At 62.0% G+C, this 15,646-nt stretch carries 10 protein-coding genes; 5 read left to right on the top strand and 5 right to left on the bottom strand.

Annotation, left to right across the window (positions count from 1 at the left end):
- Nucleotides 1-21: 21 nt before the first annotated feature.
- Nucleotides 22-2,304, top strand: a complete 2,283-nt coding sequence (locus CLV65_RS04445) for a HelD family protein (RefSeq protein WP_094690763.1) — start codon at nt 22-24, stop codon at nt 2,302-2,304.
- A 96-nt stretch (nt 2,305-2,400) separates the two neighbouring features.
- On the top strand, nt 2,401-3,600 hold the full coding sequence (gene serA, locus CLV65_RS04450; protein ID WP_094690764.1) for a phosphoglycerate dehydrogenase: 1,200 nt from the start codon (nt 2,401-2,403) through the stop codon (nt 3,598-3,600).
- A gap of 390 nt (nt 3,601-3,990) precedes the next feature.
- Here the strand turns inward: serA and nrdR are convergent, their stop codons facing one another.
- Together nrdR and CLV65_RS04460 are read right to left on the bottom strand one after the other, a co-directional pair.
- Nucleotides 3,991-4,485, bottom strand: coding sequence for a transcriptional regulator NrdR (gene nrdR / locus CLV65_RS04455; RefSeq protein ID WP_094690765.1), 495 nt, complete (start codon nt 4,483-4,485; stop codon nt 3,991-3,993).
- A gap of 42 nt (nt 4,486-4,527) precedes the next feature.
- The gene (locus tag CLV65_RS04460) at nt 4,528-4,866 is read right to left on the bottom strand and encodes a LysM peptidoglycan-binding domain-containing protein (protein WP_094690766.1); all 339 of its coding nucleotides are present in this window, start codon (nt 4,864-4,866) and stop codon (nt 4,528-4,530) included.
- Nucleotides 4,867-5,032: 166 nt separating this feature from the next.
- Here CLV65_RS04460 and lexA point away from each other — a divergent pair, with 166 nt between their 5' ends.
- Entirely contained in the window at nt 5,033-6,094 is a 1,062-nt protein-coding gene (gene lexA / locus CLV65_RS09200) for a transcriptional repressor LexA (RefSeq protein ID WP_476748459.1), read from the top strand.
- Between the two features lie 81 nt (nt 6,095-6,175).
- On the opposite strand, the gene CLV65_RS04470 is transcribed toward lexA, so the two are convergent.
- The 3 genes from CLV65_RS04470 to hflX all read right to left on the bottom strand — a co-directional run bounded on the left by CLV65_RS04470 (nt 6,176) and on the right by hflX (nt 10,099).
- A complete protein-coding gene (locus CLV65_RS04470; RefSeq protein WP_094690768.1) occupies nt 6,176-7,129 on the bottom strand; it encodes a cation diffusion facilitator family transporter in 954 nt (317 codons plus the stop codon).
- 397 nt (nt 7,130-7,526) lie between these two features.
- Complete coding sequence (locus CLV65_RS04475; RefSeq protein WP_094690769.1) at nt 7,527-8,489, bottom strand: L-lactate dehydrogenase; 963 nt, start codon at nt 8,487-8,489, stop codon at nt 7,527-7,529.
- Nucleotides 8,490-8,662: 173 nt separating this feature from the next.
- Entirely contained in the window at nt 8,663-10,099 is a 1,437-nt protein-coding gene (gene hflX / locus CLV65_RS04480; protein WP_420848387.1) for a GTPase HflX, read from the bottom strand.
- 743 nt (nt 10,100-10,842) lie between these two features.
- Between hflX and CLV65_RS04485 the strand changes: the two genes are divergently transcribed.
- Both CLV65_RS04485 and hrpA read left to right on the top strand, forming a co-directional pair.
- Nucleotides 10,843-11,424, top strand: a complete 582-nt coding sequence (locus CLV65_RS04485) for a class I SAM-dependent methyltransferase (protein WP_244569115.1) — start codon at nt 10,843-10,845, stop codon at nt 11,422-11,424.
- A gap of 19 nt (nt 11,425-11,443) precedes the next feature.
- The gene (gene hrpA, locus CLV65_RS04490) at nt 11,444-15,556 is read left to right on the top strand and encodes an ATP-dependent RNA helicase HrpA (RefSeq protein WP_094690941.1); all 4,113 of its coding nucleotides are present in this window, start codon (nt 11,444-11,446) and stop codon (nt 15,554-15,556) included.
- Nucleotides 15,557-15,646: the final 90 nt, after the last annotated feature.

A 15,646-nucleotide genomic window follows, 5' to 3' on the forward strand; every position in this document is an offset into this window, starting at 1 on the left:
GAGGCTAGGAAAAGGACCCATATGACGGATTACGCTTCCCAGATTCACGAGGAGCAACAGCAGGTGGACCGCGCTTACGGGCGGCTGGACGAGATTCGCGCGATGACGAAGTCCAGGCTCGACGCCGTTAGGGCCGCCGGGTCGCACGGCTCCCCCACCCAGCGCACCGAACGCGATTCCTTTGCCACGATGTACGAGGACCGCCTCACCCAGCTGCGCGCCGTGGAGGACCGCCTCGTGTTCGGCAGGCTCGACGATGTGCACGGCAACCGCCTGTATATAGGACGCATCGGCCTGTCGGACGACGAGCACGAGCCCATCATCACGGATTGGCGAGCCGAAGCCGCTCGACCTTTCTATGAAGCGACTCCCAAGGAGCACGGTTCCATCGCCATGCGGCGTCACATCACGCTGCGCCTGCGCAAGGTCGTGGGCGTGGAGGATGAAGCGCTCGACCTTTCCTCCCAGCAAGTCACCAAGGCGACTGCCGAAGGCACGCTCACCGGAGAAGGCGCGCTCATGGCGTCCCTGTCAAGCCGCCGTTCGGGCAAGATGACGGACATCGTCGCCACGATCCAAGCCGAACAGGACCGCATCATCCGCGCCGACATGCGCCAGGCGCTCGTGGTGCAAGGCGGACCAGGCACCGGCAAGACCGCCGTGGCGTTGCACCGCGCCGCTTATCTGCTGTACACGCATCGCCAGCGCCTGTCGCATTCCGGCGTGCTCATCGTGGGCCCGAGCAACGCATTCCTCCATTACATTGACCAAGTGCTCCCCTCGCTGGGCGAAACCGGCGTTCTGTCGCGCACCATGGCGACGCTGCTGCCCGGCATCACCGCCAGCGCCGAGGACACGCCTCGCGTCGCCGCGCTCAAAGGCGACGCGCGCATGGCGCATGCCATCGCCAACGCCGTGAAAAGCCGCGAACGCGTTCCATCCCGGCTTCCGGTGATTCGTCTCAACTCTTTCAACGTGCCGATGCGCGCCGCCGACATCCAGCAGGCGATCACCGACGCGCGACGCACCCGCAAACCGCACAACCAAGCGCGCGAAACCTTCGTCAAGTCCGTGATGAGCGCCATGGTGGCGCGCTATCGCGAGCGTCTCGACTACGATCCCGAGGCTTCGGAGCTTGATTCGGTGCGCTCGATGCTGCGCATGAACGACGACTTCCGCCGCACCGTGAACCTTGCCTGGCTTCCCATGACAGCCCAGTGGATGCTCGCCGACATGCTCGCCAAGCCCCAGAAGCTGCACGCCTATGCGCCGTGGCTGACGCCCGCCGAGGTGGATGCGCTGCGCAGGCCAACCAATGCGCCGATCACACGTTCCGATGTGCCATTGCTTGACGAAGCGATGGAACTGCTGGGACCGGACCCCCACCAGGAGGCGCGCCAGGCGGCGGCGGACCGCGAGCGCGAGCATGACGAGCAAATCGCCCGCGACACTCTGGCGCAAAACGGCATCGGCAACGGAATCGTGGACGCCAAGACGCTTGTCGACAACATGAACGGATTGGACGAGGGCTCCACGGCCGAGCAGGCCGCCAACGACCGCGAGTGGACGTTCGGCCATATCGTCGTGGACGAGGCGCAGGAACTGACGCCGATGGACTGGCGCATGCTCATCCGCCGCTGCCCGTCGCGGTCTTTCACGATCGTGGGCGACGTCGCGCAGACAAGCGCCATCAATGGCACACGCTCGTGGGAGCGCACGATGGATCCGTTGTTCGGCCCCAAGGGCTGGTCGTTCAACGAGCTGACGATCGATTACCGCAACCCGCAGGAGGTCTCGGCACTCGCGACGCGCTTCGCGCACGACGAGGGGCTGTATGTCTCCACGGTCTCGGCAGTGCGTCATGTGCCGGACGCCGTGCACCTCGTCACCGCCTCCGGGGAATCACAGCTCGCGGACGAAGCGGCAATCCAGGCGCTCGAATGCGCGCAACGTTTCATCGCCACGGACGGCACAGGCCGTGTGGCGGTCATCGCGGATCATGAAATGGTGGACGAGATGCGCAAGACGCTTTCGCTGCGCCTCAAATCCACGAACGCGAACGAATGGTCACGCCTCACGTCGCAGAGCGCGTGGGACAGCCAGCTCATGGTGTGCGAGCCGCAGGACGTCAAGGGCCTGGAGTTCGACGCCGTCGTGCTTGTGCAGCCCGGACTCATCGCGCTCAACGCAGCGTCGCGCCTCGTGGGCGCCGCCGACCTGTATGTGGCGATGACACGCCCCACGCAGCGTCTCGTCGTGGTGCGCACCGCCCAGGACGCGCAGGACATGCCGCTCACAGCGTAGCGACGGGTGGCAATGGGATGGCGCCGACATACCGCCATGATGAATGAGACCTGAAACATTCTCGAAATATTCGCACCATGGCGGTATTGTGTTGCTATGCCTAAAGCTCTATTACTCGAAAACATCCACCCTCTGGCAACGCAGTACCTGCGCGATCGGGGTTTCGACGTGATCACTTCCAACGGCGCCATGGATGAGGACGAGCTCATCGAGGCCCTTGATGACGTCGATCTGCTCGGCGTCCGATCCAAGACAAACGTCACGCGTCGTGTGTTGGAAGCCCGCCCGAACCTCACCGCAGTCGGCTGCTTCTCCATCGGCACGAACCAAGTCGACCTCGATTATGCTGCGCAGCATGGCATCGCGGTCTTCAACGCGCCGTACTCCAACACTCGTTCCGTGGTCGAACTGGTGATTTCGGACATCATCGCGCTCGAACGTCGCGTGCCGGCGCACACGAAGGCCATCCGCGACGGCGTGTGGTCGAAGACCGCCAAGCAGTCGCATGAAGTGCGCGGCAAGACGCTGGGCATCATCGGCTACGGCAACATCGGCACCCAGGTCTCCGTGCTCGCCGAGGCCATGGGCATGTCCGTGATTTACTACGACATCGAAGAAAAGCTCGCGATGGGCAACGCCCGCCGTGCCTTCGACGTCGAGGACCTGCTGCGCGAGTCCGACGTGGTGACCGTGCACGTGGACGGCCGCAAGTCCAACACGAACTTCATTGACGACGAGAAGCTTTCTCTCATGAAGCCCGGCGCGCTGTTCATCAACCTGTCGCGTGGCTTTGTCGTCGACTGCGACGCGCTGTACAACCACCTGAAGTCCGGGCACCTGGGCGGCGCCGCCATCGACGTCTACCCCACCGAGCCCAAGAAGGTCGGAGACCCGTTCCACACCAAGCTTGCCGAGATCGACAACGTGGTGCTCACCCCGCATATCGGCGGTTCCACGCTCGAAGCGCAGGAGTCGATTGGCCGCTTCGTCTCCCATAAGCTGTTCGAATACTGGATGCATGGCGAGACATCCCTGTCGGTGAATATGCCGACCATCACCATCAAGCAGAACAAGGGCGTGGCGCGCATCACCCACCTGCATGTGAACCTGCCGGGTGTGCTCGCACAGCTCAATAACATCCTGAGCGCCGAGAACATCAACATCTCCGCGCAGTATCTTGCGACGGAAGACGACCTGGGCTATGTGGTCACCGATGTGGCGACTCACCCGAGCCCGAAGGCCATCGAGGAAATCAAGAACATCAAGGGCACGATTCGCGTGCGCATCCTCGACTAATCGACTGCTGCGTTCCGTGGTGCAGCGCCAAGCAACTGCAGAACGCAGCACCACGTTTGGCTCATGCCATAACGGCCTGCGCTGTGCAGATCACAGCGCGGATCACGGCATAGTCAGCATTATTCAGCATCATCGGAGGGACAAGCCCCACGCTTGTCCCTCCGATTTTTATCTCGCGCTTTATCTCGTGCTTTGACATGCAGCCTTATTGTTAAGCAGACTCATTGTCTACTGCCTTGTCTGCCGCCTTGCTCGATGCCGCTTTTTCTGATGTCGCTGTCTAATGACGCTTTGTCCGATTCCGCGTACCTGTTCCCGCTTTACCTGTTCTCGATTTATCTGTTTGCCAACTTTTCTGTTCGCTACCTTGCTCGATGCCGCATTATCCAATCAGGAAGCCGAACCATCAGCGGACTGATTGGAGCTCGCCTGTCGTGACTGACGGTAATTCTCCAAATCGGTGATGACAGTCTTGAAATCTTCAAGGCTCTCGAAATCCTGATAGACGGAGGCAAAACGCAGATACGCCACGAAATCCAAGTCTCGCAGTGGTTCAAGGATTGCCTTGCCGATATCGGCGGACGGAATCTCCGCCTGCCCTGAGGACCTCAGGGACATCTCGACCTTGTAACCCAGCTGCTGCAGCTGCTCTTCGGTAATGGGCCTGCCCTGGCAAGCCTTGGCAACACCAACGATGACCTTGCGCCTGTCGAACGGCTCTTTGCGGCCGCCACGTTTGACCACAGACAGAGGCACAGTCTCTTCCGTCGTGAAACGTCGCTGGCAATTTTCGCATACACGTCTGCGACGGATGGAGAAACCATCCTCCGAAGCGCGCGTCTCAACGACTTTTGTCGTCTTGTTCTTGCAAAAAGGGCACTGCATGCTCCTACATTACGTCACGCATGCGTCACCGCATAGTGTGCATCACCGTATGGGAATCACGAGGCGTTGACCAGGATACACGGCAGCGGAATCCATATCGTTGAGTTTCTCCAATTCGTTCACGGAATCCCTCACATCACCACCAGGCGGGGTGATCTCCTCAGCGAACTGCCACAATGTGTCACCAGGCTGGACCTGCCTGACTTCAACCTGTTGGGGAGCTTCGGTGGACGAGGCAGATCCCAACGGTGCAATCACAGCCGCAGCAACAGCAATGACGAAAACGACTGCGAACGTAAGAACAAGTTTGCCTTGCCGTGTCGCTTGTGACACATGTGCGTGCAGATTCCGGACAATATCGCTTCGGAAATTGTGTATCATCTCAGCTCCTTTCGAACATCTGTGCTAATCATCGCACATCTGTTCGAAGACACGCCAGCGCTTTCGAACATTTGTTTGCTTTTTTTGGAAACAACCTGTAGGCTTGACAATGAACGAGAGGACGACTATGAGCAGCATCGATTTCCCCACTGATTCCAACCGACCCATGTCCGCCGGCTCGCATCACAGCACGCAATCCATCAACGCCCTAACAGAGGCCGATGGCACTACGAATACGCCGGACACCACAGATCCGGCCAGCGCAGACCCCGGCAGCGCAGACCCAGCCAGCGCAGGTCCCGACAGCACCGACGCACAGCGTGTCATCGCGGGCTCCGACCTGACGCAACGGCAATGGCAGATTCTTTCCGCCATCACCGATTTCATGGATGAGCATGGCTTCGCCCCCTCTTTCCGAGAAATCGGGGTTCGTGTCGGACTCAAATCGACCTCATCCGTCAAGCACCAGCTGGAAATCCTCGAAGACAAGGGCTATCTCAAGACCAGTCGCAACAAAGGGCGCGCCATGGAGATTCTCATTCGCCCCCAGACGACCGTGCGCACGGCTTCTGCGGTTCCTTCCGTGCAGGCGGACCGCAGCATGGGCGTCACCATGCGGGACTCCAACTCCCCCGTGCCACCGGCATCCCTTGCATTCACCGCGCACCAAAACGGTTCCGCCACTCACACATCCGCGATCGCAGGCAACTTCGCTCAAGCGTCGAAGCGCAAGGAGTCAGCCGCCGACACAGCGCTGCCAGCCAACCAGCACGCAGGCTCATCCTTCGGCGCATTGCACTCCGCTCAGATCTATCCATTCCCCTCGCCCGACCAATCCGCAGCCTTCGTCAATTCGGTGGATGTACCGCTTGTCGGGCGTATCGCCGCCGGAACCCCCATCACCGCCGAACAGCATGTGGATGATGTGATGCGCCTGCCCGAGCAGCTCACCGGCACCGGCAACCTGTTCATGTTGGAAGTGCACGGCGATTCCATGATCAACGTCGCGATTTGCGATGGCGATTACGTCGTAGTGCGCGAACAGCAGGATGCGAAGAATGGAGACATCGTCGCCGCCCTGCTTGACGGCGAGGCAACAGTGAAGACCTTCCATCAGGACGACAACGGCCATGTATGGCTGCTGCCGCACAATCCGGCCTACTCCCCCATCGATGGCACCTACGCTACAGTCATGGGCAAGGTCGTGACCGTGCTGCGCAAACTGTGATCGTCAGCCTGCCGCGTCCCGAGGTCCACGACAAAATCCTTCCTCACCACCCTTGGTTCGTTCATCTGGACATGCGACACGTCACATGTCCAGATGGGATTCGCATTCATCCTCATAGTCCGCAGGTTCCAACTGGAACGTGCAATGTTCGATGGACACGGGAAAATGCTCGGCTGCGCACGTAGTCAGCCTACGGATCAGCTCGGCCGACTGCCCCACTGTCATATGGGCATCAACCACCACATGCGCCGTGAGCCGCACTAGGTCGGATGACACAGCGCTCACATGAACGTCGTGAATCGCCACGACCCCCTCCACGCCAGACAAATGCTTGACAACGCTCGCGGCATCCACACCCGCGGGGGCCTCTTCAAGAAGGACACGCACGCTGTCACGCAGCAGCTTCAAGGCACGCGGCACAATGAGCAGGGCAATCACACCGCCTGCAATGGCATCGAATCCATCCCAGCCAGTGCACAGCAGCACAGTCGACGAAACCACAACAGCGACCGACCCCAGCGCATCATTGCACACCTCGAGGAACGCGGCACGCACATTCATGTTATCCCCATGACTGCTCGCCAGCGTCACGATGGAAGCCGCATTGGCAAGCAAACCCACAATGCCGAAAACAAGCAGCATGACCGGGTCGTTGACCGTATCCGCGACGGAACCCGTAAGTCTCAGCACCGCTTGAACCAGGGAATACAGGCCGACGAACAACAACACAAGCGCCCCGCCGGCGGCGGTGATGACCTCAAGGCGGCGCCAGCCCCATGTGTGACGCGAATCCGGCTTGCGTTGCATGAGCACCGCCGCCGTCAAGGACGCCACGAGCACCGACACATCGGTGAGCATATGGCCGGCATCCACGAACAGCGCCAACGATTGGGTGAATGCCGCGCCAGCCACTTCCGCGACGAAGATGATGCCGGTGAAGGCAAGAGTCAAACGAAGGCGGCGCACATGGTCCCTTGCTTGGGCGTTGAAGCCATGTGCGTCCGTCTGCGTCCCACGAGAGTTGCGATTATTCATAGCGCCTCCTCAATCAACCCTTCGATTTTCTCACCGTATTGAGAAATTGCAAGGTTGCGAGAGCAAGAATCATTACCGCCACAGACCGAGCGGCATGAGCGCGGCAGGTGCAGCAGACACAACAAGTGCAGGCAGACGGATGCAGCGCAGGCGGAGTGGTGCAGGCAGGTGAAACGACTGACCGATGTTGCACAGTGCGGCACAGTGCAGGTTTACAGCTGCAGATTCAGCACAGCTCAACATAAAAAGGTCCGCGGAAAACCCGAAGGTATTCCGCGGACCTCATGCCATGAGCTTCAGGCGATCAGGCAATCAGGCAATCAAGCGATCAAGCAATCAAGCGACCGCAGCAAACCGTAGCAGCTGCGTCCATGGCCTCAATCGCCTGCAGACCGAATCAGAAGCCGAACTTGTGAGCGGTCTCGCGCAGCGTCTCGGCGGAGCGCTTCAGGGCAGCGAGCTCATCGTCGGACAGCGGCGTGTTGATGCGGGTGTTGACACCCTTGCGGTTGAGAACGCTCGGCACGGACATGCACACGTCGGAGATGCCGTGGAAGTCGTCCAGCAGCGAGGAAACCGGCAGAATGCGGTTGGAATCGCGAAGGATGGACTCGACGATGTCGACAGCCGACATAGCGATGGCGTAGTTCGTGGCGCCCTTGCCGTCGATGATGCGGTACGCGGCGTTCTTGACTTCCTGGTGGATGTCCTCGCGCACCTGAGCGGTCAGGGGCTCATGGCCCTCGAGCGGCTTCCAGTCGAGCATCGGCACGCCGCCGATCGTGGCGGAGGACCACAGCGGCACCTCGGAATCGCCATGCTCGCCAGCGATGTAAGCGTGCACGTTCTTGACGTTGACGCCGGTCTGCTGCGCGATGAGGAAGCGCAGACGAGCGGAATCCAGGTTCGTGCCGGAGCCGAACATCTGGTTTGCCGGCAGGCCGGAGAGCTTCATCGACACATGCGTGACGATGTCAACGGGGTTGGTGACGAGCACGTAGATTGCGTTCGGGGCGACCTTGAGCACGCTGGGGATGATGGACTTCATGATGCTGATCGTCGCACCGGCAAGGTCAAGACGAGACTGGCCGGGCTTCTGGCGTGCGCCAGCGGTGATGATCACAACGTCGGCGTCGCGGCAGATCTCCACGTCATCGGAACCGTCAATGGAAACGGTCGGATAGAAGCTGGAGCCATGCTGCATGTCGAGCACTTCGGCCTCGACGCGCTTGAGGTTGATGTCCTCAAGCACGATCTGACGGGCGACACCACGCTGCGCAGCGGCAAAAGCGGTAGTGGAACCAACGGCGCCGGCACCGATAATCGCAAGCTTCGTGGGGCGAATGGGTGAATTGGCCATAAGCTACTCTTCCTCCAACGCTTCCTGCGCCGCGGTCGTTTGAAAGTCAATCGTTTCAACAGACGCAGGAGAGCTTTCTTGAATCGTGTTCAATACATCTTCAATATATTGCGACGGTGTGACGATACACGCGGCATGGCACAACGGTTTGCGAATCGTGGCCGTCGTGACGTTCACACGTGCCGCTGAGCTGTGGCCGCATCCTCCGCTTCCATAATCGCCGCCGCAAGGCGCGAATCCACATCCGCCGAAACATGCACGCCGTCGGCTTCGTAATCGGCCTTCTCGACATGCCCGAATTCACGCACCTGCGACATGAGCGCACCCGCCGTGTATGGCACGACGGCATCCACATGCACGCCCGGCTTGGGCAACTGCGCCTCCACGGCGCGCACCAATCCGTCCACGCCTTCCCCGGTGGCGGCGGAGACGATATGCGCCTGGGGCATGAGCCCCAGGATGCGTTCCCTCATGCGCGGATCCATGCGGTCGGCCTTGTTGAACACCATGATGACAGGAATCTGCGCCACCCCGTCGATGCTTCCCAACACGTCGTCGACAGCTTCGATCTGACCGAAGGGGTCGGGGTGCGACCCATCGACGACATGCACGATGAGCTCGGCGTCCGCGACTTCTTCAAGCGTGGATTTGAACGCTTCGACGAGCTGCGTGGGAAGGCGACGCACGAATCCGACGGTGTCGACATACATGTAGACGCGTCCATCCGCCGCTTTTGTGCGTCGCACCGCGGTGTCAAGCGTGGCGAACAGCGCGTTGTGCACCATTTCGCTGGAACCGGTGAGCCTGTTGATGAGCGAGGATTTGCCAGCGTTCGTATAGCCGACGACTGCGACCGTGGGCAGCCCGAGACGGCGCCGCGAACCACGCTTGACCTCGCGCGATGGCGCCATCTGGGCGATCTGCCGGCGCAAATGCGCCATGCGCGTGCGAATGACGCGCCGGTCCATTTCGATTTTCGTCTCGCCGGGGCCGCGCGAGCCGATGCCGCCGTTCTGACCGGCGGCCTGACCGCCCGCCTGACGTGACAGCGATCCGCCCCAGCCGCGCAGACGCGGGAGCATGTATTCGAGCTGGGCGAGCTCCACCTGTGCCTTGCCTTCGCGGCTGGTGGCGTGCTGGGCGAAGATGTCGAGGATCACCGCGGTGCGGTCCACGACCTTGACTTTCGTGACGTCCTCGAGGCCACGGCGCTGGGACGGCGGCAGGTCGGCGTCCACGATGATCGTGTCGGCGTCGTGCTCGGCGACAATCGCCGCCAGCTGCTTGGCCTTGCCTGAACCGAGGTATGTGGCGGCGTCGGGCTTGAGGCGATGCTGGAGCACTCCGTCCACGACTTGTGCGCCGGCGGTGTCGGCGAGCGCGGCCAGCTCCCTCAGGGATTCCTCCGCGGCGCTTTGCGTCGTCTCCAGACTCGACCACACGCCCACGAGCACGACCCTTTCCAGGCGCACCTTGCGGTATTCCACTTCGGTGACGTCCTGTAGCTCGCCAAGGCCGGCCACGTGCTTGAGCTGGTTGCGGCTTTCGCGCTCCTCCCATTCCAGCGATCCCGCTGTATGCGAAGGAGCTGCGGCGGGCAGATCCAGCACATCGGAGCGAGAGGAATCCAACGTCTGCGACGGACTGTCTATGCGCACCGACGCATGGCCATGCACGGAACGCTCTGGCCGCGTGCTGCCCTTCGCTGGTGCCGAGCCATTCCACGCGGTTGATTCGGATGCGGTTGATTCGGATGCCGAGGATGCTGAATGCTGCGAATGCTGCGTCGTATGCGTGCCCTTCTCACTGTCGCCGTCACGGGAATCACCGCCCCGCCACGGCGAACGCGGGCGCGGTGTTTAGTTCCCTCATTATCATCAAGTCAGTAGACAGAACAAGGAGTGCCATGATTCACCAGCGCCGCCGCAAGCCCAATCCTTTTGACAGCCGAGCAGCACACAGGGCGGCACGATACCAACGCCGCCGCCCCCAGGCCTCGCCTGACTCCCCTGCCAGCGCACCGACCGAGACGAACGCCCCGCAGGAAGCCACAACACACGGCAACAAGACTTCGGCCAGCGCACAACGCGCCGGCAATCACGCCCACAGCGAACGCAACGCCCGCACGCACGACCATGGCGTGCACGCCAGCCAGTCCCATGGCCAGGCCCATGATCAGGTCAAGTCGGAGCCGCATCAGAAGGCCGCGCACCCGACCGATTCGAACGTAGCCAATCCGCAGGTTACCGATCAGCCCCAAACCGACCACACCAAAACCGACCGCCCTCAGGCACAGCAGGCTCCGGCAGGTCGCGCCACCCAGTATTTCGCAGGCGCCCCCACCACTGAGGATGTGCGCCGCACAATCACCGTCACATTGCGCGGCCGGGATGTGCCAATGGATGTGTCGAACGGCGTATTTTCGACCGACAGGCTTGACCTGGGCACGCGCGTGCTGCTCAAGCATGCGCCGCAGCCTCCGGCACACGGCACGTTCCTTGACCTTGGCTGCGGCTGGGGTCCGATCGCCGTCGCCTTGGCGCTGGAATCCCCTCATGCCGACGTATGGGCGGTGGATGTGAACGAGCGTGCGCTTGACCTCACGCGCAGCAATGCGGAACGCAACGGCTGCGCCAACGTGCGTGTGTCCGCTGCGGACGCCGTGCCGCAGGACGTCCGTTTCGACCTCATGTGGTCGAATCCCCCGATCCGCATCGGCAAGGAAGCCCTCCACGAGTTGCTCATGCAGTGGCTCGTGCGCCTCACCGTGGGCGGCAGGGCGTATCTTGTCGTGCAGCGCAACCTAGGGGCTGATTCCCTCATACCGTGGCTGCAGCAGGCTTTGGACAGCCAGTGCGGCGAACAAAGCTTCGCGGTTTCCAAGAATGCGTCAAGCAAGGGGTATCGCGTCATTGAAATCGTGCGCGCACGGTAAGTGGTGATGCCTGCCCATGATGCGATTCGAATACCCTGCCGAGCTTCCCGTCAGCGAAGCCCGAGATTCCATTGCCCGCGCCGTGCGCTCGTCGCAGGTCGTCATTGTCTCCGGCCAGACCGGCTCCGGCAAGACCACACAGATCCCCAAGATTCTGTTGGAAGAAGGCCGTGGCACGCATGGCCGCAAGATCATGCTCACGCAACCGCGGCGTATCGCCGCCCGCACGGTGGCGGAGCGCATCGCGCAAGAGACCGGCACGCGATTGGGCGATCAGATCGGCTTCCGTGTGCGCTTCACCGACGAAAGCTCACCCGCCACGCGCCTTGTGGTGGCGACGGACGGCATTCTGCTCGCGCAAATCCAGCGCGACCCCGAACTGTCGGCGTATGACACAATCATGATCGACGAGGCGCACGAACGCAGCCTCAACATCGACTTCCTGCTGGGATATCTCACAGCGCTCCTCCCCCGACGCCGCGACCTGAAGCTCATCATCACGTCCGCCACCATCGATTCGGAGAAATTCCGCAAGCATTTTTCGCAAGCGTTGCACCATGATGTCCCCGTCATCGAGGTCTCCGGCAGGACGTACCCGGTGCAAATCGTCTACGAACCCTTGGGTGCGCCGCCTGCGCTCATGCGCAGCGTGCCGGGGTTTCAGGATGCCGTCCGCAATCCGGACGACCCTGACGATTGGGACGACACCGACATGGATGTGCCCACCGCCGTCGCACGCGCCTGCGCGGAACTGGTGATTCGGTCCACGCATGTGACCGGCCCCAGGGACATCCTTGTGTTTGCGGCCGGCGAGCGCGACATTCGCGATTATGAAACCGCGCTGCGCCGGCATTTCGGCCCGCGCGCCAGCGACATGCGGAGACCGGACGCATTGGAGATCGTGCCGCTTTTCGCACGGTTGTCCGCCAAGGAACAGCATCGCGTGTTCGAGGCACATGCGCATCAGCGCATCATCCTCGCCACGAATGTTGCGGAGACGTCGCTCACTGTGCCGTCGATCCGCTACGTGGTGGATCCCGGTCTGGCGCGCATTTCACGGTATTCGAAAACCGCGAAAGTGCAGCGCCTGCCCATCGAACCGATTTCGCAGGCAAGCGCCGACCAACGCGCCGGCCGATGCGGACGTGTGGCGGACGGCATTGCGATCCGCCTGTATGCGCATGACGATTACGAGACACGGCCTCGTTTCACCGACCCTGAGATTCTGCGCACGTCGCTGGGCGCGGTTGTGTTGCAGATGCTCGCCGTCGGCGTGGCGTCCACGGCACGGGATGTGACGGATTTCGGATTCATCGACCCTCCCGACATGAAGGCTGTGTCGGATGGTTTCAATGAATTGACGGAGCTGGGGGCCATCAGTCGCGGCCATCGACGCACCCGCAACGGCCATGGCGGCGGCGACACGGGCTCCTCGCGCGGCAGCGACGTGCGGCTCACCGCAATCGGCCGCCAACTGTCCCGGCTTCCCGTGGATGTGCGGCTCGGCCGCATGGTCATCGAAGCGGCGCGCCACGCCACCGCGGACGTGCTGGCGGATGTGCTGGTGATCGTCGCGTTCATGAGCCTGCAAGACCCCCGTGAACGCCCCGAGGACAAGCGTGATGAAGCCGATCGCATCCATAACCGTTATGCGGATGCCACCTCGGACTTCCTCACCGCCCTCAACATCTGGGATTCGTTCTGGCAAGCGGGAGGCGAGCCGTCGAATTCCGCGTTGCGTCGCCGGTGCAAGGCCGAGTTCATGAACTATCTGCGCATGCGCCAATGGCATGACCTGTATTCCCAGCTGCGCCAGATGTGTGCGCAGTTGCATTTCACGGTGGGAGACCCCACGCCCGCCGAACGTCCCGATGCCTCTGTCACCCGGCTGCCGATGGATCAGCAAGGCGCCCACAGCCTCGCCTGCTCATGGGATGGCGACAGCATCCACCGATCCATGCTTCCCGGATTGCTGTCCAACATCGGCATGCAGGTCGTGCGCGATCCCAAGGCGTCGCAATTCGCCGGCTTGCATGGAGCGGCACGCGCCCGCGCGATGAAGAAAGCGGCGAAGGCTTCCAAGAATGATTACCAAGGCGCGCGCGGCGTGCATTTCGGGCTTTTCCCCGCGAGTGCTGTCGCGAAGTCCACGCCTTCGTGGGTGATGGCGGGCGAGCTTGTGGAGACCAGCCGCCTGTGGGCGCGTTCCGCGGCGGCGATTGATCCGACGTGGGCCGAGTCTTTGGCGGGCGATTTGGCGCGCACCACCTACGCCGAGCCGCATTGGTCCGGTTCGGCAGGGGCCGCCGTGGCGTCCAGCACGGTTCTGCTCTACGGTCTGCCGATCGTGCAGGGACGCACCGTGCAATGGGCGCGCATCAACCCGGCTCAGGCACGCATGTTCCTCATCCGCCAGGGATTGGTGGAAGGTGATATTCACGAACGCTTCCCGTTCGACTCATTCATTGAGCGCAACCGGCAGGTGGTGAGCGCCGCCGATGAAGAAACGAACCGCACGCGACGTGTCGTCGACGCCGTGGATGACGAGGACTTGGTGGAGTTCTACGACTCCGTGCTGCCTGCCGAGGCGACGAGCGTGGCGGCATTGGGATCATGGTGGCGCAAACATCATGACGACAACCCTCATCTGCTGGATTTCGATGCGTCGAAGGTGCGTCGCTTGGCGGATTCCGATGACACGGATCTCGATGATTATCCCGACCAGTGGTCGACGCGGGGCACGGATGGGCGTGAGATACGCCTGCCGCTGTCATATGTTTACGATCCGCATTCCGAAGCCGATGGCATCACGGTGCACATTCCGCTGAGCATGCTGTCCCGTCTCAATCCTGAGCAGTTCACATGGACCGTCCCGGGATTCCTTGAAGATCTGATCGTGGCGACGATCAAGTCGCTTCCCAAGGCGTTGCGCGTTCAATTCGTGCCCGCGCCTGACACCGCCGCCAAGATCCGGGCATGGCTGGATATCACGTATCCGGTGCTGCCTGGTTCCGTGACACCGCATGATGGCGACGCGCTGGATGCCGCGAGCGCGGTCCCCTCGTTTGAGAAAGCGTTCACGCAGGCTGCCATTGCGGTGGTCGGCGCGCAACTGCACCCTCAGGTGTGGACCACGGAACGCTGGGAACGCATGCCCCGCCATCTGCGCCTCACGTTCAGCGTGGAAGCGGATGCGCCCCGTGGAGGCGGGCGTCATCGCCATGGTGGCGGCAAACGCCATGCGCCGAAAGTGCTCGGCACATCGAAGAGCCTGGTCGAGTTGCAAAAGAGATTCGAGCGCGAAGCCGTGGAATCGGCGCGCGCCTCCATCACCAAGCAGGCGTCCCAGGCCGGCGACAGCGGCTTGGTGGTCGAGAAGGCGAACCTTCTTCACAAAGCGGGCGCCACCATGAAGCCCCGCAGGCAAATGCTCTGGGAGGCGGCGCTCGACGCTGTGCGCCTGCCGAGCGAACGGGTGTCGTCGCGATGGCTGGGCGGCGAAGCGCTCATGCTTGCCGCGGCGCCTTACAAGTCCACGGCAGCCCTTGTCGAGGACATCCAGATGGCTGCCGTCAAGCGTCTGCTGCCGAATGTCGCCGACTGCAAGGACGATGCCCAGCTCGCCGATGCCGTGCAATCCGTGACGGATGTGTATGAGGACACCGTGTATGCGGTGGCGCATGATGTGATTGCCATCGTCAAGCGCCAAGCGCAGGTTGACAAGGCTGTTTCTGGCCCTGCGTCCCTCCCGTTGCTTGCCACGTTGCAATGGATTCGCGACCATGTGGCGTCCCTTGTCTTCGACGGTTTCGTCGCGGCCGCCCCGCCGTATGCGTTGGGCGGCATCGAACGCTATTTGCATGCGGATGAATACCGGTTGGACAAGGCGAAGGCCAACAAGGACCGTGACGTGGCATGGGCGTGGCAGGCGCAAGAGGCGCACGACATCGTGGCGTCCTGCGCCAAGGCTGCGGATGCCATGCCTGCGGGAGCCGCCAGAGATGCCGCGTATGACCGTGCCGAACACGTGCGGTGGATGTATGAGGAATTCCTCGTGTCGTTGTGGGCACAGGAGCTGGGCACCGCACAACCGGTGAGCATCAAAAGGCTCAAGAAGGCTGCGACGGCGTGACGGCTGCTGCCGGTGCACTGACGGTCGGTGCACTGGCGGTCGCATGTGTTATTCGCACTGCGATTAATGCACCGTGATTATTAATGCACC

Source organism: Pseudoscardovia suis (assembly GCF_002797875.1).
GTDB lineage: Bacteria > Actinomycetota > Actinomycetes > Actinomycetales > Bifidobacteriaceae > Pseudoscardovia > Pseudoscardovia suis.